This window comes from Nonomuraea sp. AD125B (assembly GCF_041402765.1).
Classification (GTDB): Bacteria; Actinomycetota; Actinomycetes; order Streptosporangiales; family Streptosporangiaceae; genus Nonomuraea; species Nonomuraea bangladeshensis.
Genome location: NZ_JBGLOU010000005.1, coordinates 76673 through 98969, shown reverse-complemented (window position 1 = coordinate 98969; position 22297 = coordinate 76673). Strand labels below are relative to the sequence as shown.

Sequence of the window (22297 nt, the reverse complement as noted above, 5' to 3'; positions counted from 1 at the left end):
ATGTCTTGGGGAGATCACCCGGACCGCGAACGCCAGCCCCTCACCCCGGATCGGATACGCAAGCAGGAGTTCTCGCGCTCACCACTCGGGCGCCGCGGCTACAGCGAGGACGAGGTGCGCTCGTTCCTGTACCGGGTCGCGGAAGACGTGGCGGCCGGCGACAAGGAGAAGGCGGACCTGCGGGCGTACATCGACCGGTTGAAGCAGTGGTACAAGGAGCACGGCATCAGCGCCGAGCCCGCCGCTCCCCAGCAGCAGGCCCTGAGCGTCGATGCGATCAACATCCTCTCCCGCGCCCAGCAGACCGCCGACGTCCAGATCGCGGAGGCTGAGGACTACGCCCGGCGGATCCTCGGGGAGGCCCGCCAGCAGTACGAGATGATCCTGACGGAAGCGCAGCGGCAGGCGGAGGAGGCCGCCGACCAGGCGGTCGGCGCCTACCGCTCGCGCGGCGGCGAGCACGGTGCCGAGGCCGAGGAACTGGAGCGGCAGATCGCCTACCTGCGAACCTTCGCCGACGTCACCCGGGTGCAGCTCCGCGCGGTGCTGGCAGGGCTGGCTGAAGAGGTCGACAAGCTCGGCCATATCCCTGACCAGGACAACCAGGTCCTTCAGAGCTTCTCACACGCCCACCGCTGACCGGCTTACGACAGACTCCGGACGTGCCCTGGCGCGGTTGGCCGACCACCTTCCCGCTGACATCACCGCGGCGCCGGCCAGAAGACACGTTCGGAGAGCATGAAGCGCTACACGGACTCGGGGGAGAGGCACGACGAGCGGGGCCTGAAGCACCGCGACGTGAAGACGACCCGCATCGTGCCGATCCCTCCCGAACTGGTGTCCATCCTCAGGGAGCACATCGAACAGCACGGCGCGGCGTCCATGCCCCGGAAGCCGCCGAGCGCGCCGGGCGCGGGGCGGATGTGCTGCTCAAGGTGTACGCCAAGTGCATCGACGGACAGCGGGAGGTCGCCAACGGCCGGATCTTGGAAGCCCTGTCGCAGTGAGCACGCGGAACGCAGTGGACCCCGGACCCCGACCGGGGTCTTTTGCTATGTGTGACCTGGGAAAACACCCCAAGATCCATTCTGCGTATGTTCCGCGAGGGGCGGCACACGGCTGCTTCCTGCTGCCTGTCCGCGTAACCCAGGTTCCCGCGAAACCCCTGCTCAAGCCAGGGACGCGGTGGTGAGAAGAGTAGGGCGGGTGGGACTTGAACCCACGACCCACGGATTATGAGAATCCTCGTTTGATGTCGCTCAGTGTCGCGGAGTGCTGTTTCGTATTGTCGTGGCCGGAATTATCCCCGTCGTCGTGCCGGCCTGTGCTGACGCGTGCCGTGTTGTATCGCGTACACGCGAGCAACCACCGAGCAACCATACGTTTTTGACCATCGCCATTATGTCCATTCTTCCCCTATCTCGACACCGCTGTGCAGGGTCAGGATTGCGTGACGAGGTCCCAGCTCCACGGCAGATCGAAGGCGTACGAGAAACCACGGAGCAGCCATCGGTAGGTGATGTGCGTCTGCTTGGCAGCAGAACTTGTAGTCGCTTCGAAAGTGATGCAGAGCCTGATTGACGTGCATGGATGTGGTTTTTAGCAGGCGCAGTCATGACCGGCCACACGTGGCGATCGGAGCTCAAACCGTGAGCAAGGCACGCATCCGTCCAGCCGACTCGCTGAATACCGTCAGTCCTCGGCAGCGGGTGATTGTCTCATCCAATCGGGAACGTCCTGGCCGGTGATCTCGCAGAATTTCGCCGCCACCACGGCTGCGTCCCCTGCATGACAGCGACGCAGCAAATCGACGATCATGCCGATGATGCGTTGGGCGTATTCGGGCAACTGCTGTGCAGTGGCAAACGCCGCCGCCAGGGGTGCGACCGCTTCACCGAACCGTGCACATTGCACCAGGGCAAGCCCAAGAACCGTAAGACTTCGGGTGTAATCTGGCAGATGAGCCTCCCGATTTCGCTCGACCAGCTTGCCCATCAAGCGGACGGCTTCCTGGCTGGCGGGGACCGCCTCCGCGCACTGACCTACCTGCGCCAACTGAGCGGCGTATGTGGTCAGCGATCCCGCTAGGTCAGCCAGGTAGGCATGGGGGTTGGCCTGGGCCAACGCCAGGCTGAGGTCGAAGGCCTCCCGGCTGGCCAGGAGGCCTTCCTCACACCGCCTAACCTGCGCCAACCGGTTCGCGTAGTTGGTCAGCGATTTCACAAGGTCAGGCACATAGACGTCCGGATTGGTCCGAGCCAACTCCCGGTAGAAGGTAAGTGCCTGTTCTGATGCTGAAACCGCCGCCTCGCGCCGCCCGATCTCCGCCAGGACGCCTGCATTGTTGACCAACGACATCGCCAGGTTGGGCAGGTAGGCTTCCCGGTTGAGCTTGACCAGGTCGCTGTGTAGGCCGACTGTCTCCTGACTGACTGACACTGCCTCCTCGCAATGGCCTATCTCTGTCAGCAGCCTGGCGTGGTTGTTCAGCGACATTGCCAGGTCAGGTAGGTAGGCGTCGGGGTTTGCCTGGACCAACTCGCGACGCAAATGAACGGCCTCCTGGCTGGTTTGGACCGCCGCCTCACGCCGCCCGATCTGCGAAAGCAGGACAGCGTGATTGTTCAACGCTCCCGCCAGACCAGGCCGGTGGGCCTCCCGATTGAGCTCGACGAGTTTTTCGTAGAGGTCGACGGCCTCCTGGCTGACCGGCAACGCCTCCTCGCACCGCCCGATCTGCGCCAAAAGACCGGCGTGGTTGTTCAGTAACAGCGCCAGTTGGGGCAGGGAAAGGTCGGGGCCGGCCGGAACCAATTCCCGGTAGAGGACGAGCGCCCGCTCCGATACCGACACTGCTTCCCCGCGCCGTCCAACCTGCCCCAGTCGAACGGCGTGCGTGTCCAACGCTGTCGCCAGGCCGGGCAGATACGCCTCCCGGTTGAGTTCGACGAGTTTTTCGTAGAGGTCGACGGCCTCCTGGCTGACCGGCAACGCCTCCTCGCGCCGCCCGACCTCTGCCAGTAGACCCGCGTGATTCTTAAGCGACATGGCCAGGTTTGGCAGGCGGGCATTAGCGTTTATCTGAACCAATTCCCGGTAGAGGATGAGCGCCCGCTCTGATACCGACACCGCTTCCTCGCGCTGCCCAGCATATGTCAATTGGATGGCATGGTTGGCCAGTGCCCTTGCCAGGTCGGGCAGATGCATTTCACGGTTGAGCTCGAGAAGTTTTTCGTAGAGGTCGACGGCCTCCTGACTGACCAGCAACGCCTCCTCGCGCCGCCCAATATCTTTCAACCGATTTGCATGGTTGTTCAGTGACATCGCTAGGTTAGGCAGGTGGATGTCGGGGTTGGCCTGGACCAACTCCTGGTAGAGAGTGAGCGTCTGCTCCGATACCAGCGCCGCCTTCTCTCGCCGCCCGGCCTCGGCCAACCGGTTCGCGTAGTTGCCCATCGATGCCGCCAGGTTGGGCAGGTAGGCATCCCGGTTGGCTTCGACCAGGCGGTGCCAGACTTCGGTGGAGTGCTCATTGGCAGTCAGAGCGCTGGCGCGCAGGCCAGCGTAGCTGAGCCGAACCGCCAGGGCGTCGTAGATGACGGCGCGCTCGGCAGGATCGGTGGTGGTGGCCAGCCGGTGCTTGGACAGCCGAGTGGCAACCGCCGCAATGCCGATGTCCAGATCGACATGCTGACGGGTCGGCAGCACCGACTCGATCTTCTCCAGCAACTCTGGATTGATGCCCTCCATGTTGGCGAGGGTGGCCAGGGCGGCACCTCCGGCATGTAGGGCCAGATGAGGGTAGGTGGCCACCAGTCGATATAGGCGGTGGGCCAGGTGAGGCCAGCGATCGGCGGCCTCGATCAGAGTGATCATTCCGTGGCGGACCCAGCCAGGCATGCTGTCGTGCTCCCCGAACCGATCGTCAGCATGATCGCCAGGTGAGCGAGGCGGGGCCAGCAGGCGTGCGGGGGCGTCATCGGCCCAAGGGTCAACAGGATAATCGTAAGAGTGGCCGGGGGTGGCCAAGGCTAGGAAGTCCTCGCCTAGCCGGTCGGGATACAGCGGCTCCAGCACCATGGCCTGACCCACATCATGTGCCGGCGCGGCATCCTGCCGAATGTGCCCCGGCTTGCCAGAGCCCAGGGGTGGATAGCACCTCGCGTGATCTTTCAGGAGTTGCCCGGGATGTTCGGAAGATTCGATCTTGGCTCGCGTCAGGGCTGCCAGTCCGTCGTCATAGCGGAGCCGGCCGGTCACCGTGGCGGTATAGACGAGCTGCCCCATCGCATCGGGAGAGGTCAGCAGCCGATCTTCGGCCGAAAGGACGAACATCGTCCTCCAGCGATCGCGTTCCCGGTCCAGCAACAACTTCGACACTGCCACTGGGTCGACCGGCCCCGTCTGGCCCTCACCGCAGGCCAGCACCGCGGCGAGAGCGGCCATGTGCACGGTCAACACCAGCTGGTAGGACTCGTGCCGCTCCAACGCCGCCGGCGGGTCAACGCGCTTGGCACCGGGTATCTCCAGCAGCTCGGCGAATCTGTCACGAGCAGCGGCGAACAAGGTGCCTCGGTCGATGCCCGTCTCTTGCTCCAACGGTTTCAGCTCGTACCGAGTGGCCGTTAGATTCAACTCGCGGTCGATGCGATACTTCAGGCCTTGCCACCAAGTGCCGGCCGAGCGGGCCAGCAGCAGTACCCGCACCGGCAGCGCGGCACGGATCCGGGTGTCGGCCAGCAGTGACAACAGGTCAACGGTGTCCCACCGCTCAGCGTAATCCACAACCACCAACAGCCCAGTCGCCTCGTCGAGGGCGGGAATCTGGAATATCTCAGGTGCAGAGCGGTCCCGGCGCTGGTGGGCAGCCAGCGCCACCCAGCCCTGGTGCTGCCACAAGTCGGCCAGGTGACCAGCCAGCCTGGTCTTGCCCTGCCCGCCCGGCCCATGAACGAGCCGGATCGCGACCCTGCCGTGAGCAGGTCCATCCCGCCATTCCCGGAAATCGGCCAAGGCACCCGGTCGGTCGACAAAGTCGGTCAACCCGTTCGCTGCCCGCAGCAGCACACTGGGCCGCGCCCGCGCCTCCCGCGCGACCAGCGGCTGCGCCTGCAGCGGCCATGCCGTCAGCTGGTAGGACTCTGCCCCCTGGTACACGACTTGGTTACCAGCGGCCTGGTAGATGCGCGCAAACCCGGATGCGTCCGCGCGCTGCCTCACCTTTCGGCGGCCGCCGCTCAGACGACTCACCGCTCGTTGATAATTTGATCGCGGCCAGCCTGATAAACCCGGCCTGTCCCCTCAGCCGAAGCCCGTTGATGAACGTTGTGCGCCCCATCCGTGTCAGAGCTGCCTTTGGCTCCGTCATCAGTGGCCTTCGCGGGCTGCTCGGGATGTGTCGAGGACCGTGATTGCATTCCCCCACCGCCTCGTTTGTCGGCGACCAGACCATACCCTGACATCGTCAGCCCAGCCACCGCGACGAACAGCCCGATCACACTGGCCAGCTTGTCAGCATCATCCAATCCCACCCGGTTGAAGTAGATACCCAGCCCTACCAGGGCCGCCATCGCGAGCACGGCCCCACCCCCTATCAACACACGTCTACGCATGGTGGCCATCCTCGATAATTCGGCAAGATCGCGCGGAGCTAGTACACCCGAACGCATGGAGTACGTAATATCCTCCCGGAGCTGACCGGACCTTGTCCCCAGGAGTGTGGATTTGCCACGCTATAATCGACAATCGCCTGGCGCAGGCCGGCGTGCTGACCCTGGCCGGCAAGAGCTACCAAAGCGCCGAAGGCCCGATCGCCACGCCGTACAAGGACCGTAACAAACCCGCCTCCCAGAAAGCGGCCAATCGCTCCCGAGCCCGGCTCCGCGGACCAGGCGAACGCGCCAACGGCCTGTTCAAAAGCTGGCGCATCCTCCGCAAACTCCGCTGCTGCCCGCACAAGGCGGGCCAGCTCTGCGAGCGATCGCTGTCCTGCAGAACTACGAGCTCACCCGAGGATGAAAAGGGCTCAGTGAACAGTCCTACGAGCGGGAACAGCATCGTCTCCCTGAGTCACGCGATCAGCTTAGGCAGCTGCCAGGATAAGCGCGTTCGGGTGGACGTGATTACAACAAGGTTGGGGCTTCCGGGGATTCGCCAGCCGGGGCTTTGCGAGCGCTGGCGGGAACCGGCAAGACGCCCGCTCGCTCGAGGTCGGTGATGGGAATGAGGGGACTGTTGCAGATCTTCTCCAGCAGGGTGGTTTGGTCGGGTTCCAGCTCCACGCACAGCGTGAGTACGTGGAGGAGTTGCAGCAGCTCTGTGGTGAACTCAGCGGGCCATTCTTCGCTGCGGATGTTGTCGAGGGGAGAGGACTTTCGGCCTGCCGGGTTCTTCTTGCGGTAGCCGAACCACTTCTTGACGATCTTCATCCCGGACACCTCGTACGCCCACACTTCAGGGCGGACAGGGGAGATGCGGCCGGCGCCGACGTGCAGGGTCGTAGTTTCGGGGTCGTAGGAGATGTCATCGGGCATCTCTTCAGCCGTTCCGGGGATAGCTACTTGTGACTTTGCACGGTGGGCCGGATCCGGTCTTGGGGGTCCTGCGGGACGGCCCTCGGCCGAGTCCACGAAGCGCTCGCCGTAGGTGTGCAGCCAGATGACGCGTTTCCCTAGGTGTACGGCGCGGTTCCACAACTCTGGGTCAGCTGTGAGCGGTACCCGAACACCCGGGGTGCGGAGTTCCTGGGCGAAGCGAGTCGTATATCCGCTGTGGGCGGTCACCGCCGCGACGTATGCCAGCACGTCGGGCGCCGTGACAGATAGGCCGAGACGGTGGGAAAGTAGGCGTGTCAGGCCGGGAGCGAGGTTGGGCGAGCCGGCAGCGCGATCACGGTAGAGCGGAAGTACTCGCCCACCCCGGCCGTTGGTGTGGTGCATGTCCGGCACGTAGGCGGTGAATACCAGACCGGGACCAGTTTCGATGGCATGTGCATGCTGTTCTGTCGCGAATACCTGGGTGTCACTCGCCACCTGCCAGAGTTCAGGGCGGGGGCGTTCCTGAACCCGATTATCCGGGATCACCCATTGACGGTCGAAGGACCGATAGCCGACACGCACCGGGACGGGGCAGGGGCCGGACTCATCCTTGATCGTTCCGACGTGGAGAGGGAAACTGCTGATCGGCTGGATCCGGCTGTCCAGCCTACGGGCGTCGCTTTCCTTGAACAGGGTGGCTTTGTCGCCGGCAGACGCTGCGATCAGGCGTTCCCAACGGTCTCGCAAGATCTCCGGGTTCGGGTCGTACACCCAAGTCCGATTTGGCTTGACTCCAGGAGCTTGCCAGGGCATCAGATCTCCGAGCGCCGGGTAGCTACGCCAATCTTTCCCTCCGGCGGGCTGGAGTCGATCCGACCAGCCGGTTGCACAGTCGGCCCAGCCGGATCCGCCGATATCTAGCTCTGCCAGGCGAGCGAACTTCTCGGAGCGGCGCCCTGCCAGGCTCATGTGATGGATTAGCGCGGGTGTCTCCCGGTTGCCCGTGCCGTATCGGGCGAAGATTCCGATGCAGAGCGGCTGCTGAACGCCAGGGAAGACGCGAGTCGACGCGTCGGGTTGGTGTCCCTCCGGTGAGAGGTCGATGATCCATCCCTCGTCGGCTGTCCGGCGGAGGTACTCGCGCATTCCAGCGAAGCCAGGGCCGGTTGTGTAGCCCGAGGTCGTGATGAACGCCACGATGCCCGCGGGCTGGTCCGGGTGGGCGTCGAAGACCTTCCACGTCGCCCACCGCCAGAAGTAGACATACATGTTGGACAGCACATACTCGTATCGGCCGAGCCCGGTGGCCTTGAAGTCCAGCAGCGGCGTGCCGACGCCGGAGTTTCTGGCGCCCTGCTCGATCCAGCCGCCCAGCCCTTTGGCGCGTTCCCGGTACGGCGGGTTGCCGATGACGACTTGGACCCGGGTCTCGCGCTTGACCCGGTTGGCCTCGCGGCGAGACCGCACGATCGGCTCGTACATCGAGCCCAGGTCAAGGTGCGTGTCGTCGAAGGGGCTGTCGAGAGTGTCGGCGACGTAGAGCTTCTGGTCCTTCTCGGCGACCTCGGCTCCATGCTCCGTTTTGAGGGCCTGATTCAGCCGGAGTTCGGCGACGGCGTAGGGGCCGGCCTGTCGCTCCAGTCCGATCAGGCGTCCGAAGAGCTTCTTCAGCTGGGCGGGAACCGCGCCCTTGCCTTCCTCCTTCTCCACAGTCCGAGCCACGCTGTTGACGATGTTGAGCAGGTAGGTTCCCGTGCCCATCGCCGGGTCCACGGCTACGACGTCGTCTGCTGCGAAGCCGCCTTCCCGCCTGAACCGGTTGCGCAGGATGTCATCGACGAAGCGGACCATGAACGAGACGACCTCGTTCGGTGTGTAGTACGAGCCGCTTTCCTTACGGAGGTCGGAGTCGTAGGCCTCAAGGAAGTGCTCATATAGATGAAGGTAGGAGTCCGCCGAGCCGTCGCTGATTCGATCCCAGTCCACCGCTCCGATGACCCGCTTGAGCGTCTCGGCGACGACGCTGCGGCCCTCCACAGCGTCATGGGTCAGTACGGCTAGCGCCTTGCCCATGAGCGAGTGGTTCTTGCCGAGGTGTGCGGCGATCTGGCCGAGGCTGCGGCCCTCGAAGGCGATGCCGTCCACCCGCGCTAGCAACATGGCGAACGTCACCGTCTGCGCGTATGCGTCGGCGAACTCCTCGTGGGTGAGGCCGGGGAACAGCAGTTTGCGCCAGTCCGTGGTGAGCTCGGTGAAGATCTTCTGCTTCTCCTCGCCCCGCAGTTCACGGCCAATGGTTTCGAGCACTTCCGTCCGCAGTAGCTTGCACAATCCGGCCACAGCGCGAACGAGTTGGCGGATGTTGCGCGGAGGATTCGGCTTCCACAGAAGGAAATCGGAAACGACGCGGGCGAACTCCCCGTCACTGGGAACGAGCTTGCTACCTGCCGTACGGACGTCACCGTTAAACCGGGCCACCTGCCCGATCAACTCGCCATCGCGATAGAGCGCCCAAAGAGCGCCGTCGGTATAGAGGACGTTCGGCAGCAGACGCAGCTTCTCCCATTGCGTCTTCTCGTGTTTGTTCGGGGTCCAGGTCGTCGGCACGCCGCGTCCAGGAGCTTTGAGTTCGACATAGCCCACCCGGGCACCGGCCACGTCCACGGCATAATCCGGACGTACACCGAGTGTGGCCAGGGACATCTCACCGATCATGGCCACGTCGACACCGAGAGCTGCGGCTATGTCCTCGAACAGCCGCTCTAACGGCGCACGGAGTTGATCCTCGGGCTGCCCACCGCCGTTCAACTTGATGGCGGCGGATTTGCCGAAGCGCGTCACCGCTTCAGCGGCCTTGTCCAGCAGCGGCTTAGGGGGATTCGTCGCGGCCATGTACACCCGTTCGATGTGAATTTGTTGCGCCAGACCGGTCTCTTGAGTATCGCGTGATTGGGTCTGACAGTTTCACACGTTCCAGACCCTATTTACGGAAAGCGGTGACCCTAAAAGCCGATCTCTGCTGTATACGATCCCGAAGCCCCTGCCGCAGCCTGGCGGCAGGGCTTCGTTCTACCTTGCCCGAACCGACTAGCCGCACAGCTCTATTCGGTATCATGTTCGACTGTCAGGCGGATCTTCGGGGCTCCGTCGCGAACAAGGTGGATCTATGGACATCCTCAGTCACGTCATCACGCCGTACACCCATCCCGAGCGATGGACAGAGGATGAGAAGGCGCTCTTCGACGAAGGAAGATGCTGCTGGGTCATTGCGAGCGGACGTGGGCGAATCGAGTACTGTTGCGAGCCCAGTGAGGAGGGGGCGTCCTTCGGCTACTGCCTAGAGCACACTGATCGTCTTTTCGAGAACCACCACTGCACTGGCACCTCACCTGCCGATGACGTCATCCGGCTCGATCGTAGTCGTGTTGGGGCTCGCCTTACGTAGACGATCCCCAGTCGCTCAGAGTGCGGCACGATGATCATTCGTGGTTTTGGCGTCACGAATGCTCCGCGGCGCTGCGACGGGCTTTCGATGGGCGATCGAGCCGAGAACGCCGTAACCTTCGCCTTCGCCATCGGATCACCGTTCTCGAACGGCAGCTCAGCGTCGGCGCAGGGTGGGATTCGCTCCTGACTGACCGAGCCTTCCTCGCCGACTGCCGATGTCGCCTGTCTTGAGGCGTATTTCGAGATCGCCTTGGTCACACCCTCTGAGGGTGAGGTGGTATCCATCAGGGATCAAACCGCCCCGACGGGTGGCCTGGGCCACCTCCCGCCGCAGGCGGCGGGTTACCTCGTCCGGGTCGCTGATCCGCAAGATGCCGCCTGCGTTAATGAGCTGACTGAGAAAGTCTTTGGGGTCAATGGCCGATTCATTCGTATCCGGCTGGTTGGCTTTCGTCGCTGGGAGGTGGTTCCCGCTCTCCAGGTAGAGCCGGCCGGATTCCGTCAGGGCGGCGCTCCAGAAGCCCTTCCTTCGGGTTATGACAGCAAGCTTCCGGTCCTGCAGAGCGTTGGCGATCGGCGCCAAGCGTGTTTCTCGTGATGTCACGGGCTTCACGTTCAATCCGATGCGGACGAGGATCGACAGCTCACGCTCGTCAAGTGCACTCGGAGGCTGCATGCTGCACACCTGAGACGGGTGGTTCCACAACAGAATCTGCGGATTCGCGGAATGAGGGGTTCGATCGCTTCCGGTGTTCGAACTGTGGGAACGCTGGCTGGAGATGGGGGTCGCTCGGTCAGGAACGCGCTCGCCTGCTCGAGGTGAGCAGAGAAGGCGACCGTTGGGCGCCACTCCGTCCCCTCGCCCATCTGGGCGGTGATATCCAACACCGGAGGGCCCGGAGTCCGGCCCTCAAGCAGGATGACCGGTATCTGCTGAGCTACGCGAGACCACGCAACGGGCTACCGGGCTTTGCGAATGGTCCGCAGATCACGGCGGCTTGCGCAGGTGTGAGCAGACCAGGAATCGCGTCCTGGTAGAGGTCCATCAATCGGGCATGGGCCCATCGCTCAAGTTCGTCATCGGGTTGCCCAGGCGGAGCCAGCTGCAGTGCGTTGAGCTGGTGGGCGGCGACCCGGGTGTGGACACCGGCGCGGATCCATGCGAGCGACTCAGGTGTGTTCGCGCCTGAACGCAACGGCGAGTGGGAGCAGGTCCAGCGTTCTGATGGCTTCGGCCGGCAGTGCCCAGGGCCCCTCGGGCTCATGTTCCTGGCCGAGCATGATGATGGGCTTGAGCGCTCCAGCGATGAGTGAAGCCCGAAGTGGAAAGCGTCACTAGTGACGGTGATTGTGCGGCGGAAGCGGGTCTTGCTGCGCGCCGCGCTTGACGCCTGGGCCATCGCGGGGGTGGGGAGGACGCCGTCGTCGGTGAGCGCGGCGACCTGCTGCGGACATGAACTGGGGTAGGCGGATTTTCCAATCACGCGCCAGTTTGGATGGTCGATGTCTGGGACCCCAGGTTGCTATGCGAATTTTATTCGCATTGGCCTGCCAAGCTGGCTCTATTCATCTGACAGTTGACGCTAACGGAACGCCTACGTACGATCGGTTGTGATGTTCACCTCGGGCGATGTCTCCTCGTGCGCTGCAATGCGCGAGCTGAAATGACGATTGTCGTCCATTGGTGTATGCGCATCCGACGACGTCCAGCTATCGACCACGACCCCCTCGAAAGTGGTGATTAGCCATGTCTCCTGAGGCCTCAGAGCATTTCGCCGCCCTCGATTCCGTCATCGAATCCACCATCGCCCCCCAGGCCGCCGAAATCGACCGGACCGGTGCGTTCCCCCGAGCGAGTATCGACGCCTTGGCCAAGGCGGGCCTGCTCGGCCTGATCAGTGCCGAGGAGGTGGGCGGTAAGGGAGCCGGGATGGCCGAGGCCGCTCACGTCGTCGAGCGACTCGCCGGCGCCTGCGGTTCGACGGCGATGATCGTCCTGATGCACTACGCGGCGACCGCCTTGGTGGAGGCTCATGGAAGCCCGCGAGCGCGCCAGGAGATCGCCCGCAACGAGCACCTGACAACGCTGGCCTTCTCGGAAGCCGGGTCGCGCAGTCACTTCTGGGCTCCGCTCGGCACGGCGACGCGTGACGGCGGGCGGGTGCGACTCGACTCCGACAAGAGTTGGGTGACGGCCGCTGGCGAGGCCGACAGTTACGTGTGGTCGAGCCGGCCCATCGACGCCGAGGGGCCGATGAGCATCTGGCTGGTGCCCAGCCGTACCGAGGGGCTCGAGGTGCGCGGGCCGTTCGACGGGTTCGGGTTGCGGGGCAACGCGTCCAACCCGATCAAGGGCCAGGGCATCACCGTCGAGACGGAGGCGCTGCTCGGCGCGGACGGCAAGGGGCTCGACCAGGCTCTGCAGACGGGACTGCCGTACTTCCTGGTGCTCAACGCGTCGTTCTCCATCGGGCTCATGGAGGCCCTCCTCGGGGCGGCGCGCGAGCATCTGCTGCGCACGCGACTGGAGCATCTCGACCAGACGCTCGCCGATCAGCCGTTGCAGCGGGCGAGGTTCGCGCGAGTGCGGACGCTGGCCGACACGGCCCGGGCCTTCCGCGACGACACCCTGGCCGCGCTGGGCACGGGACGGGAGGACGCGACGCTGCGCGTGCTGCAGGTCAAGGCCGTGGCGGGCGAGGCGGCGGCCGAGGTGGCCGACGAGGTGATGCGGCTCTGCGGCGGCTCGGCCTTCCGCAAGTCGACCGGCGTCGAGCGGCTGTTCCGCGACGCCCTGGCTGCCCGTGTCATGGCGCCAACCACTGAGGCGCTCCACGACTTCGTCGGCCGGGCCACTCTCGGCCTGCCGCTCTTCTAGGAGGCCACCATGACTCTGCTGATGGGCGCCGTCGCCTATGACCCGAAGGTGGTCACCATATGGGGAGGCTTCCGTTCCTGGCTGAACGAGCACGGCTGTCCCTTCGACTTCGTCCTCTATTCCAACTACGAACGGCAGGCGGAAGACCTCGCCTCAGGCCGGATCGACGCGGCGTGGAACTCGCCGCTGTCCTGGATCCGCAGCCGCAGGCTGGCCGAGGCGAACGGCCGCACGCTGACCCCGCTGGTGATGCGGGACACCGACCGTGATCTCACCTCGGTCATCGTGGTCCTGGCCGACTCGCCGTACAAAGACCTGGCCGACCTCAGAGGAGAGACGATCGCGGTGGGCGCCGTGGACTCGCCGCAGGCGACGCTGCTGCCCGGGTCCTTCCTCGCCGAGCACGGGCTGCGGGAAGGCGCCGAGGTCGAGTTGCGGCGTTTCGACGTGGGCGTCGGCCTGCACGGTGACCACATCGGCGGCGAACGCGACGCCGCCAGGGCGCTCGCCGCGGGGAAGGTCGCCGCCGCCTGCATGATCGACAGCAACCATCTGCTGTTCGGCAAGGAGGGCACGCTCAGCGCGGGCAGCACGCGCGTCCTCGCCCAGACGCCGCCGTACGACCACTGCAACATGAGCGTCGGCGACACCGTCCCCGAGCAGACCAAGCGGAACTTCGGCGAGTTGCTGCTGTCGATGTCCTATGTCGATCCCCAGGTGCGACCGCTGTTCGACCTGGAGGGACTGACGAGCTGGCGGCCAGGCCGCGTCAGCGGATACGGCGCGCTGGAGCGAGCCGTCGACGAGACGGGCTTCTACAGCGCGGAAGGCGCCGTCACCGCGCAGGGATACCGACCGTGACCGGGACCGCGCGGTCGCTGCTCGACCTCGGGGATCTCGGGTTCGAGCAGGGAGCGCATCTGCTGGTGCAACGGGCGCTGGAAACGCTGCCGCCGGGTGCCGAACTGGCCGTCGCCGGTCTCGATCCCGCGCTGGTCGTGCACCTGGAGGCGTGGTGCCGGGGCAAGGGCCACCGGGCGCTGCGGGCGGAGGAGAACGACGAGGGCGTCAGAGCGACGGTGACGCGCGGGCGGACCGACCTCGACCGCTGGGCTCGCGCGGAGCGGGCGGGGCGGCCGGAGCCCGGGGGCATCGTCGCCAGCCCCGACCCGAGCTGGGGGCTGGCCGCCCGAGGCGCGCTCGTGGAGCCCGGCGGCCCTCCGCTCAACGCCGATCTCGTGGAACGCGACCTGGTGTGGGCGGAGCTGGCGCCCAGCCTGTACGCGCACGCCGCCTCAGCCCAGTGGGATCCGGCGACCGCGATCGGATGGGACGCGGAGGTCGCGCTCGCGCCCGAGATCGAGCGCGCGGTCGTGCAGATCATGACCTTCCTGGTCGAGAACGAGCAGGCGGCTCTGGTGGTGCCGGCGCGGCTGCTGGCCCGCATCCATCCGCATTTCCGCGAGGTGCTGCAACTGCTCGCCGTACAGGCGGCCGACGAGGCCAGGCACGTCGAGATCTTCACCCGCCGGGCGCTGCTCAGCGGCGGGGAGATGGGGACCTCGTCGGTCAGCGGGCGGGAGTCGCTGGCGACGCTGCTGACGGAGCCGGACTTCTCTCTGGCTTCGTTCCTGCTGTCCGTGCTCGGCGAGGGGAGCTTCCTCAACCTGCTGACCTTCATCGACAGGAACGCGCCCGACCCGGTCACCCGCCAGGTCGCCAGGATGGCCAGGCAGGACGAGGCCAGGCACGTGGCGTTCGGCGTGGCGCATCTGCAGCACCAGGGGAAGGTGGATCCGACGCTGCTGGGGCGGCTGCGTGGCGCGGTCGAGCAGCGGCACCAGACGCTCGTCTCCAGCGCAGGACTGAACCAGGACGTGTTCGACGCCCTGGTGCTGCTGGCGGCGGGGGAGTGGAGCCCGTCGGGGATCAGGCGCGGCTACGCCGCCGTCCAGGAGTTGCAGGAGGAGATGGACCAGGGACGCCAGCATCGGCTCGTGCGGCTGGGCTTCCCCGCCGACGAGGCGGCGGAGCTGTCGGCCCTGCACACCCGCAACTTCATGTGATCGGCGGCAGCCGCTCTTCCAGCAGGGCGTACTGGGCGGGGTTGGTGGTGAGGGCGAGGGCCCGTTCGTCGCTCTCCCGCGCCTCGTCCGTACGGCCCAGCGCCCGGAGCGCTTCGGCGCGCGTGGCATGGAGGAGCGGATAGCGCCGCAACGCGTCGGTGAGCGCGTCGAGCTCCGCCAGCGCGGCCTCCGGCCCCAGGACGTAGCGCACGGCGATCGCGCGGTGGAGCCGGGTGACCGGTGACGGTGCGGTGCGGAGCAGCAGGTCGTACAGGACAAGGATCTGCGCCCAGTCGGTCTCCTCGAAGCTCGGCGCCTCGGTGTGACAGGCGACGATCGCGGCCTGGAGCTGGTAGGGCCCCGGGCTGTGGTGAGCGCGGGCGGCGTGCCTCAGCAGGGCGGCGGCGTCGTCGATGGCGTCGCGATCCCAGCGGGTGCGGTCCTGGCGCTGGAGGAGGACGAGACGTCCCTGCTCGTCGAAGCGGGCGGCGGCGCGGGCCCGGTGCAGGCGGATGAGGGCGAGCAGCCCGGCCACTTCCGGCTCTTTGGGGAGGAGTCCGTGCAGGAGCGTGGCGAGCCATTCCGCGTCGTCGACGAGGTCGCGGGCGTGGGCGCGCTCGGGCGTACTGGACAGGTAGCCCTCGTTGAAGAGCAGGTAGATGACGGCGAGGACGGCGTCGAGCCGCTCGGGGAGCTCGTGGTCGGGCGGGACGCGGTAGGGGATGCCGGCCGCGCCGATCTTGCGTTTGGCGCGGGTGAGGCGCTGGGCGACGGTGGTCTCGGGGACGACGAAGGCGGCGGCGATCTGCGCGGTGCTGAGGCCGCACACCACCCTCAGGGTGAGGGCGATCTGGGCTTCGCGGGCGAGGGCGGGGTGGCAGCAGGTGAAGATGAGCCGCAGCCGCCCGTCGGGTTCGTGGAATCCGGGGCCACGCACCTGCTGGAGCTTGTGGCGGTAGGTCGACTCGCGGCGGAGCAGGTCGAGCCCGCGCCGCCGGGCGACGGTGAACAACCAGGCGTCGGGACGGCAGGGCACTCCCTCCTCCGGCCAGCGGCGCAGGGCGGTCTCGACGGCGTCCTGTACGAGGTCTTCCGCCGTGGCGAAGTCGCCGAGCAGGGACACGAGCGCGGCCGCGAGCCGTCCGCCGTGCTCGCGCACGGCGCGGTCGAGCGCATCCCTGCTCAGCTGCTCGTTCAAGCCCCCGACTCCTCTGTGTGACCGGCCGGTCACTCACTTTACGCGGTCGGTACGGCGGAGCCGGAGTACGGCAGGCGCCTCATGGCGCGCAAGCGCGCCGTACCGGCCGACGACTCCATCTCCAGGCTCCGAGCTCGTCCCGTGCTTTCCCGGGATGCGGCTCGCCGTACCCGTGGAGTCACCGCGCAGGTACGAGGGCAGGCTCACCGGCGGCCTGGCGGAGCCGCCGGTGGAATGGTGAGATCAGGGTCTCCGCATCGCCGCGACCTGGGTAGCCAGCAGACGGGCCGCATGCCGTACGTCCGCCTCGGTCGTCGAGCGGCCGAGTGACAGCCGCACCGCCGAGCGCGCCCGCTCGTCCGGCAGGCCCATCGCGGTCAGCACTGCCGACGGCGCGTCGACGCCCTCGTGACAGGCCGAACCCGTGGAGGCGGCGAGCTCCGGGATCGCGGCGAGCAGCTCGCGCGACCTGACGCCGGGAAAGCTGACGTTGAGCGTGCCGGGCAGTCGGTGCGCAGGATCGCCGTTGAGCAGCACCCCGCCGGGCACGAGCGCGTCGAGCTCGCGGTGGAGCAGGTCGCGCAGCTCCGCCAGCCTGGCCATGTCGGCGGCCAGCTCCGTACGGGCGATCTCCGCGGCCATGCCGAGCGCCGCGATGAAGGCGACGTTCTCGGTGCCCGCGCGCAGGCCGCCCTCTTGGCCGCCGCCGACGACGAGCGGGCGCAACCGCAGGCCGGACCGTACGTAGAGCGCGCCGACGCCCTTGGGCGCGTAGAACTTGTGGCCGACGACCGTCAGCAGGTCGACGCCGAGCCGGCGCACGTCCACCGGAACCTTGCCCACCGTCTGCGCGGCGTCGGTGTGGAAGGGCACGCCGCGCCGCCGCGCGGCGGCGGCCAGGTCAGCTATCGGCTGGAGGGTGCCGGTCTCGCTGTTGGCGTGCGCGATCGACACCAGCGCCGTGCGGTCGGTGAGCGCCGCGTCGAGGGCGGAGGGCGCGACGCGCCCGAGCCCGTCCACCGGCAGTGACACCACGTCATAGCCTCGGCAGGCCTCCAGGATCGCGGGATGCTCCGTCGGCTGCGTCACCACCTGACCGCCGCCGGGCACGAGCCCGCGCACGGCGAGGGTGTCGGCCTCCGAGCCGCCGCCGGTGAAGACGATCTCCTCGGGCTCGGCGCCGATCAGCGCGGCGACCTGCGCGCGGCCGGCGGCCACCGCCTCGCGCGGGCGCCTGCCGTACGCGTGCGTGCTGGACGGGTTCCCGAAGTGCTCGCCGAGGTACGGCAGAGCTGCCTCCAGCACGCGCGGGTCGACGGGTGTGGTGGCGTTGTGGTCGAGGTAGACGGGCGTCACGCGCTTCTTCTCCGATGTGTCTCGTCCATGCGCAGGGCCACGATCAGTCCGGAGGCGGCGGTGAGGGCCGCGACCGTCCAGATGGCCTGGGGGATGCCGAACAGGTCGGCGACCACCCCGGCGACGAGCGCCCCGACCGCGAAGCCGCTGTCGCGCCACAGCCGGTAGACGCCGACCGCGCGGGCGCGCCAGGAGGGGTGGGCGACGTCGCCGATGGCGGCCAGCAGTGTGGGGTAGACCATCGCCGTTCCGGCTCCCAGCAGGGCGAGCGCGGCGGCCCACCAGAGGAAGCCGCCCGCGAAGGCAATGACCGCGAGGGCCAGGCCTTGAGCGAGCATGCCCCAGACGATCAGCCCCTTGCGCCCCCACCGATCCGACAGAGCCCCGGTGGCGAGCTGGCCGAGGCCCCAGACGGCGAGGTACAGGGCGGACAGGAAGCCGATCTGCCCGAGCGGCAGCCCGCGCGTCACGAACATGATCGGCAGCAGCCCCCAGGCGAGCCCGTCGTTGAGGTTGTTGACCATCCCGGCCTGGCTGACCGACGACAGGGTGCGGTCCTTGAAGCTGGTCAGCAGGAAGATCTGCCGGGTGCTGGACAGGTTGACCGTCGATCCGGCTTCGAGCCGGGCGTGGTCGTGCGTCTCCTTCACGACCGCCGCGGACAGCCCGAGTCCGAGTGCGGCGTACGCGGCTCCGAGCAGGAACGGGGCCGGGCGCAGGCCGTACCTCTCAGCCAGGTAGCCGGTGGCGACGGTGGTGAGCGCGACGGCGAGGTAGCCTGCGGCCTCGTTGAGCCCCATGGCCAGGCCGCGGCGTTCGGGGCCGGCCAGGTCGATCTTCATGATGACCGTGGTGGACCAGGTCAGCCCCTGGTTGACGCCGAGCAGCACGTTGGCGGCGATGACCCAGCCCCAGTTCGGCGCCCAGATGAGCAGGAGCGGGACAGGCAGCCCTGCCAGCCACCCCGCAATGAGCACGGGCTTGCGTCCGTAGCGGTCGGACAGCGTTCCGGCGAAGAAGTTGGTGGCCGCCTTGACCAGGCCGAACGTCAGGATGAAGGTCAGCGTGCCGGTCGCGGCGGTCAGGCCGAACGCTTGCTCGGCCAGCAGTGGCAGCGTCACCCGCTCCTGGCCGAGCATGCCGCCGACCAGGGCGTTGACGGCGACGAGCAGCGTGAACTGAGCGAGGTTGGCGCGCAGGCCCAGCCGCGGCGTCTGGGTCATCGCCCGGCTTCCAGGGCGCGGCCGGTGGCGGCGCTCCAGTCGGCGGGACCTCCGTCGAGCACGCCGACCTGCCGGTGCCCGGCGCGGGCGAGCAGGCTCGCGCCCGTCATAGCCCGCTCGCCGTGCCCGCACATGACGACGGTCGGCTCGTCGGACAGCATCGGCTCGGCGAGCGCGCCGAGCTCGATGTTCAGCGCGCCGGGTAGGTGGCCGGAGCCGAACTCGCCCGCCTGCCGGACGTCAAGGATCCTGCCGCGCGCCGCGCCGGGAGCGACCAGCGGAATGCTCGCCAGAGGGCCGTCCCACGCCTCGGCGAGCTCACCGGCGAGCTTTTCCTGGCCGATCTTGAGCGCCTGCCAGAGGATCTCGGCGGCGTCCTGGCCGGGATCGCGCACGATGACATACGGCGTCGCCGCGTCGACCAGCCAGCCGAGCCAGGTGGCGAACTGGCCGCGCAACGGGATCGACAGCGCGCCGGGGATGTGGCCGCGCGCGAACTCCTCTTTGGGCCGTACGTCGACCACGACGGCTCCGCCGTCCAGCAGAGATCTGGTCCGCGCGGCGGTGAGCGGGGTGAGCCCGGGGGCGGCGAGCGGGGCCGGGCCGCGCCGGTTGGCCTCGGCCAGCCGCAGGAAGTACGGCGGGCAGCTGCCGAGCCCGGCGAGCAGTTCCTTGACGAAGGACTCCTCGTCGGGGGCCTGAAGGAGCGGGTTGGCCGCCTTCTCCGCGCCGATGGTGGACACCCGTTCGGCTCGGGCCCCGGCCAGGCAGAACGAGCCGGCCCCATGCGTGGGCAAGACCGGGGTCGCGTCCGGCAGGGCGGCCAGGCGGCGCAGTGAGGCGTACTGGGCGCGGGCCAGCGGTTCCGTCCGGTCGGCTCCGAAGAGGTCGGTGCGGGCGGCGCCGCCGACGATCAGCGATCCGCCGGTGAACACGCCCAGCACCTTCGCGCCTTCCAGCAGGAGGAAGGCCAGGTGTTCGCCGGTGTGACCGGGAGTGGCCCAGGCGCGCAGCGTAAGCCCGCCGAGGTCGATCTCGTCGCCGTCGTGCAGCCCTTGGTGGTCGAAGAGCCGCTCTCCTGCGGCGGAGGCGAGGACGCGGGCCCCCTCGTCGTGCGCGAGCTGGAGCGAACCGGACAGGAAGTCGGCGTGCAGGTGGGTGTCGGCCGCGAACACGACCCGCAGGCCGCGCCGGTGCGCCTGAGCGCGCAGCGCCCGCAGGTCGCGGGTGGCGTCGACAGCCAGAGCCCGCCCGTTGCCGAGGTCGACGAGGTAGGAGCTGTTGCCGAGCCCTTCATCCGGGAGGGTGATGATCATGTCGCTCTGCACCTAAGTACAATATTCCATAAATTTATGGAATACAAGAGGCATCGGCTGGCCGGCCTCCAGCAAGGAACGGGGAACCATGGTGGACGGCGTCGCGGGCGTCCGCCGAGGCGCTGGTGGCCGGACTCCGTTCTGCCGGGCCTGGCGATTCGCCTCGCCACCAGGGATGGCCTCGCTGTAACCGCTGACGCTACTGCCCTTCTTGGCCGCCTTCCACGGGCAGTCCGTCGACGTACCACTCGAGCATGCCGTCGGCCAGGCGCTTGGCTGGGATTCCGTCGTGCTTGAGCATCCTGACGGCCTCAGGCGCGAAGACGCAGTAGGCCCCTCTGCAGTAAGCCACGACCTCGCGGCCCGGAGGGAGTTCGCCGAGGCGGTCGGGGAGTTCGTCGATCGGGATGCAGACGGCGCCGGGGATGTGTCCGGCGTCGTACTCCTCCTGGGGGCGCACGTCCAGGATGGTGACGACCTGCCCGGCGGCGACGCGTTCGAGGAGCTCCTCGCGGGTGACCTCTTCGGTGTGCTCGCCGAGGTAGGCGGCGACGGCCGCCTGGACGTCGGCCAGGTGCCCGGTGGCGACGTTGCGCAGGCGGGCGTAGAGCTCGATGACGTCTCGACCGGCCAGGCGGTAGAGAACCCTGGTGCCGTCCCGCCGGGTGACCACGAGCCCGCCGTGCTTGAGGGTCTGGAGGTGGGCCGAGGTGCTCGTCAGTCCAAGTCCGGCCGCTTGCGACAGTTGTTCGACGCTGCGCTCGCCCTGAGCCAGCAGGTCAACCAGCTCCAGGCGCTTGCCGTGACCGAGAGCCTTCCCTACTCGGGCAATCTGGTCGAAAAGGGAGGCTTTTCTGACAGGATTTCTGGCCATATACTCCTCCATGGAGCAATGGAATAATGGATCTGTGGAGGATTGTAGCGTCCTAGGCCCCTTCTGTCTTCGCCCGTGCTGATCTTCCTGTGGAACTGAGCGAACAGCGTGCCGACCAGGCGCGCCATGTCTGGGCCTCACGAGCGCCTGACTCGCGAGGCAGGTGTCCGAGCTGACGGGAGTGCTGCCCATGGCCAAGACCGTGATCATTCTGGGAGCCGGAGTCGGCGGCCTGAGCGTCGCCGCAAAGCTCCGCGAGTCCCTGCCAGAACAGGACAGGATCATCCTCATCGACGAGCGGTTCGAGGGCGTGCTCGGCCTGTCGCTGCTGTGGGTCCTCCGCGGCTGGCGGACTCCTGACGAGGTGGTCTACCGGCCCGCCCCTGCGGTCCTGCCGGGAGTGGACCTGGTGAAGGCCACGGTCAAGCTCGTCGACCCCGAACGGAAACGTGTGGTCACCACCGAAGAAGAGTTCGCCGGGGACGCGCTGGTGATCGCCCTGGGCGCGGAGCTCGCTCCGTCGGCTACGCCCGGACTGGAGGAGGCGCTCGACGGGGCGTGGGCGGGAGAGTTTTTCACCCTCCATGGCGCGGCAGCCCTGGGCGAGCGGGCGCGCAAGCTCGGAGAGGGACGGCTCGGCGTCGTCGTCGCCGGGACGCCGTTCAAGTGCCCCGCCGCGCCCTTCGAGGGAGCGCTGCTGCTGGCCGACCTGCTCGGCGAGACCGGAGCACGTGAACGCGTCCGCGTGGACGCCTACACCCCCGACCCGCTCCCCATGCCGGTCGCGGGCCCCGCGATCGGTGAGGCCCTGGTCGGCATGCTGACGGCCTACGGCATCGGCTTCCACGGTGGGCGGGTCACCGAGGCGTTCGACGGGTCTACCGGCGAGATCGTCTTCGCCGACGGCGGCCGTGAGCGGTTCGACCTGGTCGCCGTGGTGCCTCCGCACCGTCCTCCCGCGGCGGTGCGTGCCGCCGGGCTCGGCCCGTCCGGCTGGATCGCGGTCGACAGGAGAACGCTGGCGACCTCCGCTCCCGGCGTGTGGGCCATCGGCGACGTGACGCTGCTGACACTCCCCAACGGCAAGCCGCTGCCCAAGGCCGCCGTCTTCGCCGAGGGCGCCGCCGACGTCGTGGCACACGGCGTGCTGCGCCACCTCGGGCTTCCCGCGCCCGAGCCGTGGTTCGACGGGCTCGGCTCCTGCTACATCGAGGTCGGCGGCCGGATGTCGGCGAAGGGAGAGGGACGCTTCTTCGACGAGCCCGCTCCCACGGTCACGCTCCACGAACCCTCCCTGGCCTTTCATGACGAGAAGGCCGCCCAGGAGGCCGTCTGGCTCAAGCGCTGGAACGAACGGTGACGGAATGGTGACGGACAAGTACGGAGAAGGAAGGCACAGCCCG

Annotated in this window: 14 protein-coding genes and 1 pseudogene; 6 read left to right on the top strand and 9 right to left on the bottom strand. The window is 67.4% G+C overall.

What is annotated here, in order from left to right:
- Complete coding sequence (locus ACBR40_RS14960) at window positions 1-639, top strand: DivIVA domain-containing protein (RefSeq protein WP_371249058.1); 639 nt, start codon at window positions 1-3, stop codon at window positions 637-639.
- 1053 nt (window positions 640-1692) lie between these two features.
- On the opposite strand, the gene ACBR40_RS14955 is transcribed toward ACBR40_RS14960, so the two are convergent.
- Both ACBR40_RS14955 and ACBR40_RS14950 read right to left on the bottom strand, forming a co-directional pair.
- Window positions 1693-5250, bottom strand: coding sequence for a tetratricopeptide repeat protein (locus ACBR40_RS14955; RefSeq protein WP_371249057.1), 3558 nt, complete (start codon window positions 5248-5250; stop codon window positions 1693-1695).
- Entirely contained in the window at window positions 5247-5612 is a 366-nt protein-coding gene (locus ACBR40_RS14950) for a hypothetical protein (RefSeq protein ID WP_371249056.1), read from the bottom strand. Before ACBR40_RS14950 ends, ACBR40_RS14955 begins: the two co-directional genes overlap by 4 nt.
- Window positions 5613-5749: 137 nt before the next feature.
- Between ACBR40_RS14950 and ACBR40_RS14945 the strand changes: the two are divergent.
- Window positions 5750-6018 (top strand): annotated as a pseudogene (locus tag ACBR40_RS14945) (transposase family protein); the annotation flags it as partial.
- Window positions 6019-6122: 104 nt separating this feature from the next.
- On the opposite strand, the gene ACBR40_RS14940 reads toward ACBR40_RS14945, so the two are convergent.
- Both ACBR40_RS14940 and ACBR40_RS14935 read right to left on the bottom strand, forming a co-directional pair.
- Window positions 6123-9428, bottom strand: coding sequence for a type ISP restriction/modification enzyme (locus ACBR40_RS14940; RefSeq protein WP_371249055.1), 3306 nt, complete (start codon window positions 9426-9428; stop codon window positions 6123-6125).
- A 709-nt stretch (window positions 9429-10137) separates the two neighbouring features.
- Complete coding sequence (locus ACBR40_RS14935; RefSeq protein WP_371249054.1) at window positions 10138-10659, bottom strand: hypothetical protein; 522 nt, start codon at window positions 10657-10659, stop codon at window positions 10138-10140.
- Between the two features lie 1071 nt (window positions 10660-11730).
- On the opposite strand from ACBR40_RS14935, the gene ACBR40_RS14930 reads away from it, so the two are divergent.
- From ACBR40_RS14930 to ACBR40_RS14920, 3 genes are read left to right on the top strand one after another with little or no spacing between them, the layout of a single operon-like run.
- The gene (locus tag ACBR40_RS14930) at window positions 11731-12861 is read left to right on the top strand and encodes an acyl-CoA dehydrogenase family protein (protein WP_371249053.1); all 1131 of its coding nucleotides are present in this window, start codon (window positions 11731-11733) and stop codon (window positions 12859-12861) included.
- A gap of 9 nt (window positions 12862-12870) precedes the next feature.
- On the top strand, window positions 12871-13722 hold the full coding sequence (locus ACBR40_RS14925) for a phosphate/phosphite/phosphonate ABC transporter substrate-binding protein (RefSeq protein WP_371249052.1): 852 nt from the start codon (window positions 12871-12873) through the stop codon (window positions 13720-13722).
- Window positions 13719-14927 carry a hypothetical protein gene (locus ACBR40_RS14920; protein WP_371249051.1) on the top strand — a complete coding sequence of 403 codons (1209 nt, stop codon included), beginning with the start codon at window positions 13719-13721 and terminating at the stop codon, window positions 14925-14927. The genes ACBR40_RS14925 and ACBR40_RS14920 overlap by 4 nt, the downstream gene beginning before the upstream one ends.
- On the opposite strand, the gene ACBR40_RS14915 is transcribed toward ACBR40_RS14920, so the two are convergent.
- The 5 genes from ACBR40_RS14915 to ACBR40_RS14895 all read right to left on the bottom strand — a co-directional run bounded on the left by ACBR40_RS14915 (window position 14920) and on the right by ACBR40_RS14895 (window position 20894).
- A complete protein-coding gene (locus tag ACBR40_RS14915) occupies window positions 14920-16125 on the bottom strand; it encodes an RNA polymerase sigma factor (protein ID WP_371249050.1) in 1206 nt (401 codons plus the stop codon). The two genes, ACBR40_RS14920 and ACBR40_RS14915, sit on opposite strands and share 8 nt — an antisense overlap.
- 243 nt (window positions 16126-16368) lie before the next feature.
- Entirely contained in the window at window positions 16369-17481 is a 1113-nt protein-coding gene (locus ACBR40_RS14910) for a cysteine desulfurase family protein (protein WP_371249049.1), read from the bottom strand.
- Entirely contained in the window at window positions 17478-18704 is a 1227-nt protein-coding gene (locus tag ACBR40_RS14905; protein ID WP_371249048.1) for an MFS transporter, read from the bottom strand. Before ACBR40_RS14905 ends, ACBR40_RS14910 begins: the two co-directional genes overlap by 4 nt.
- Window positions 18701-20020 carry a rhodanese-like domain-containing protein gene (locus tag ACBR40_RS14900; RefSeq protein WP_371249047.1) on the bottom strand — a complete coding sequence of 440 codons (1320 nt, stop codon included), beginning with the start codon at window positions 20018-20020 and terminating at the stop codon, window positions 18701-18703. The genes ACBR40_RS14905 and ACBR40_RS14900 overlap by 4 nt, the downstream gene beginning before the upstream one ends.
- Window positions 20021-20219: 199 nt before the next feature.
- A complete protein-coding gene (locus tag ACBR40_RS14895) occupies window positions 20220-20894 on the bottom strand; it encodes a metalloregulator ArsR/SmtB family transcription factor (protein WP_091088557.1) in 675 nt (224 codons plus the stop codon).
- Between the two features lie 190 nt (window positions 20895-21084).
- Between ACBR40_RS14895 and ACBR40_RS14890 the strand changes: the two genes are divergently transcribed.
- Entirely contained in the window at window positions 21085-22254 is a 1170-nt protein-coding gene (locus ACBR40_RS14890; RefSeq protein WP_091088990.1) for an NAD(P)/FAD-dependent oxidoreductase, read from the top strand.
- Window positions 22255-22297 lie beyond the last annotated feature (43 nt).

What these genes read in the sequence shown, in the direction of transcription:
- ACBR40_RS14960 (WP_371249058.1), top strand. Translation starts at nt 1, where the DNA reads ATGTCTTGGGGAGATCACCCGGACCGCGAACGCCAGCCCCTCACCCCG.
- ACBR40_RS14950 (WP_371249056.1), bottom strand. Translation starts at nt 5,612, where the DNA reads ATGCGTAGACGTGTGTTGATAGGGGGTGGGGCCGTGCTCGCGATGGCG.
- ACBR40_RS14940 (WP_371249055.1), bottom strand. Translation starts at nt 9,428, where the DNA reads ATGGCCGCGACGAATCCCCCTAAGCCGCTGCTGGACAAGGCCGCTGAA.
- ACBR40_RS14935 (WP_371249054.1), bottom strand. Translation starts at nt 10,659, where the DNA reads ATGCAGCCTCCGAGTGCACTTGACGAGCGTGAGCTGTCGATCCTCGTC.
- ACBR40_RS14930 (WP_371249053.1), top strand. Translation starts at nt 11,731, where the DNA reads ATGTCTCCTGAGGCCTCAGAGCATTTCGCCGCCCTCGATTCCGTCATC.
- ACBR40_RS14925 (WP_371249052.1), top strand. Translation starts at nt 12,871, where the DNA reads ATGACTCTGCTGATGGGCGCCGTCGCCTATGACCCGAAGGTGGTCACC.
- ACBR40_RS14905 (WP_371249048.1), bottom strand. Translation starts at nt 18,704, where the DNA reads ATGACCCAGACGCCGCGGCTGGGCCTGCGCGCCAACCTCGCTCAGTTC.
- ACBR40_RS14900 (WP_371249047.1), bottom strand. Translation starts at nt 20,020, where the DNA reads ATGATCATCACCCTCCCGGATGAAGGGCTCGGCAACAGCTCCTACCTC.
- ACBR40_RS14895 (WP_091088557.1), bottom strand. Translation starts at nt 20,894, where the DNA reads ATGGCCAGAAATCCTGTCAGAAAAGCCTCCCTTTTCGACCAGATTGCC.
- ACBR40_RS14890 (WP_091088990.1), top strand. Translation starts at nt 21,085, where the DNA reads ATGGCCAAGACCGTGATCATTCTGGGAGCCGGAGTCGGCGGCCTGAGC.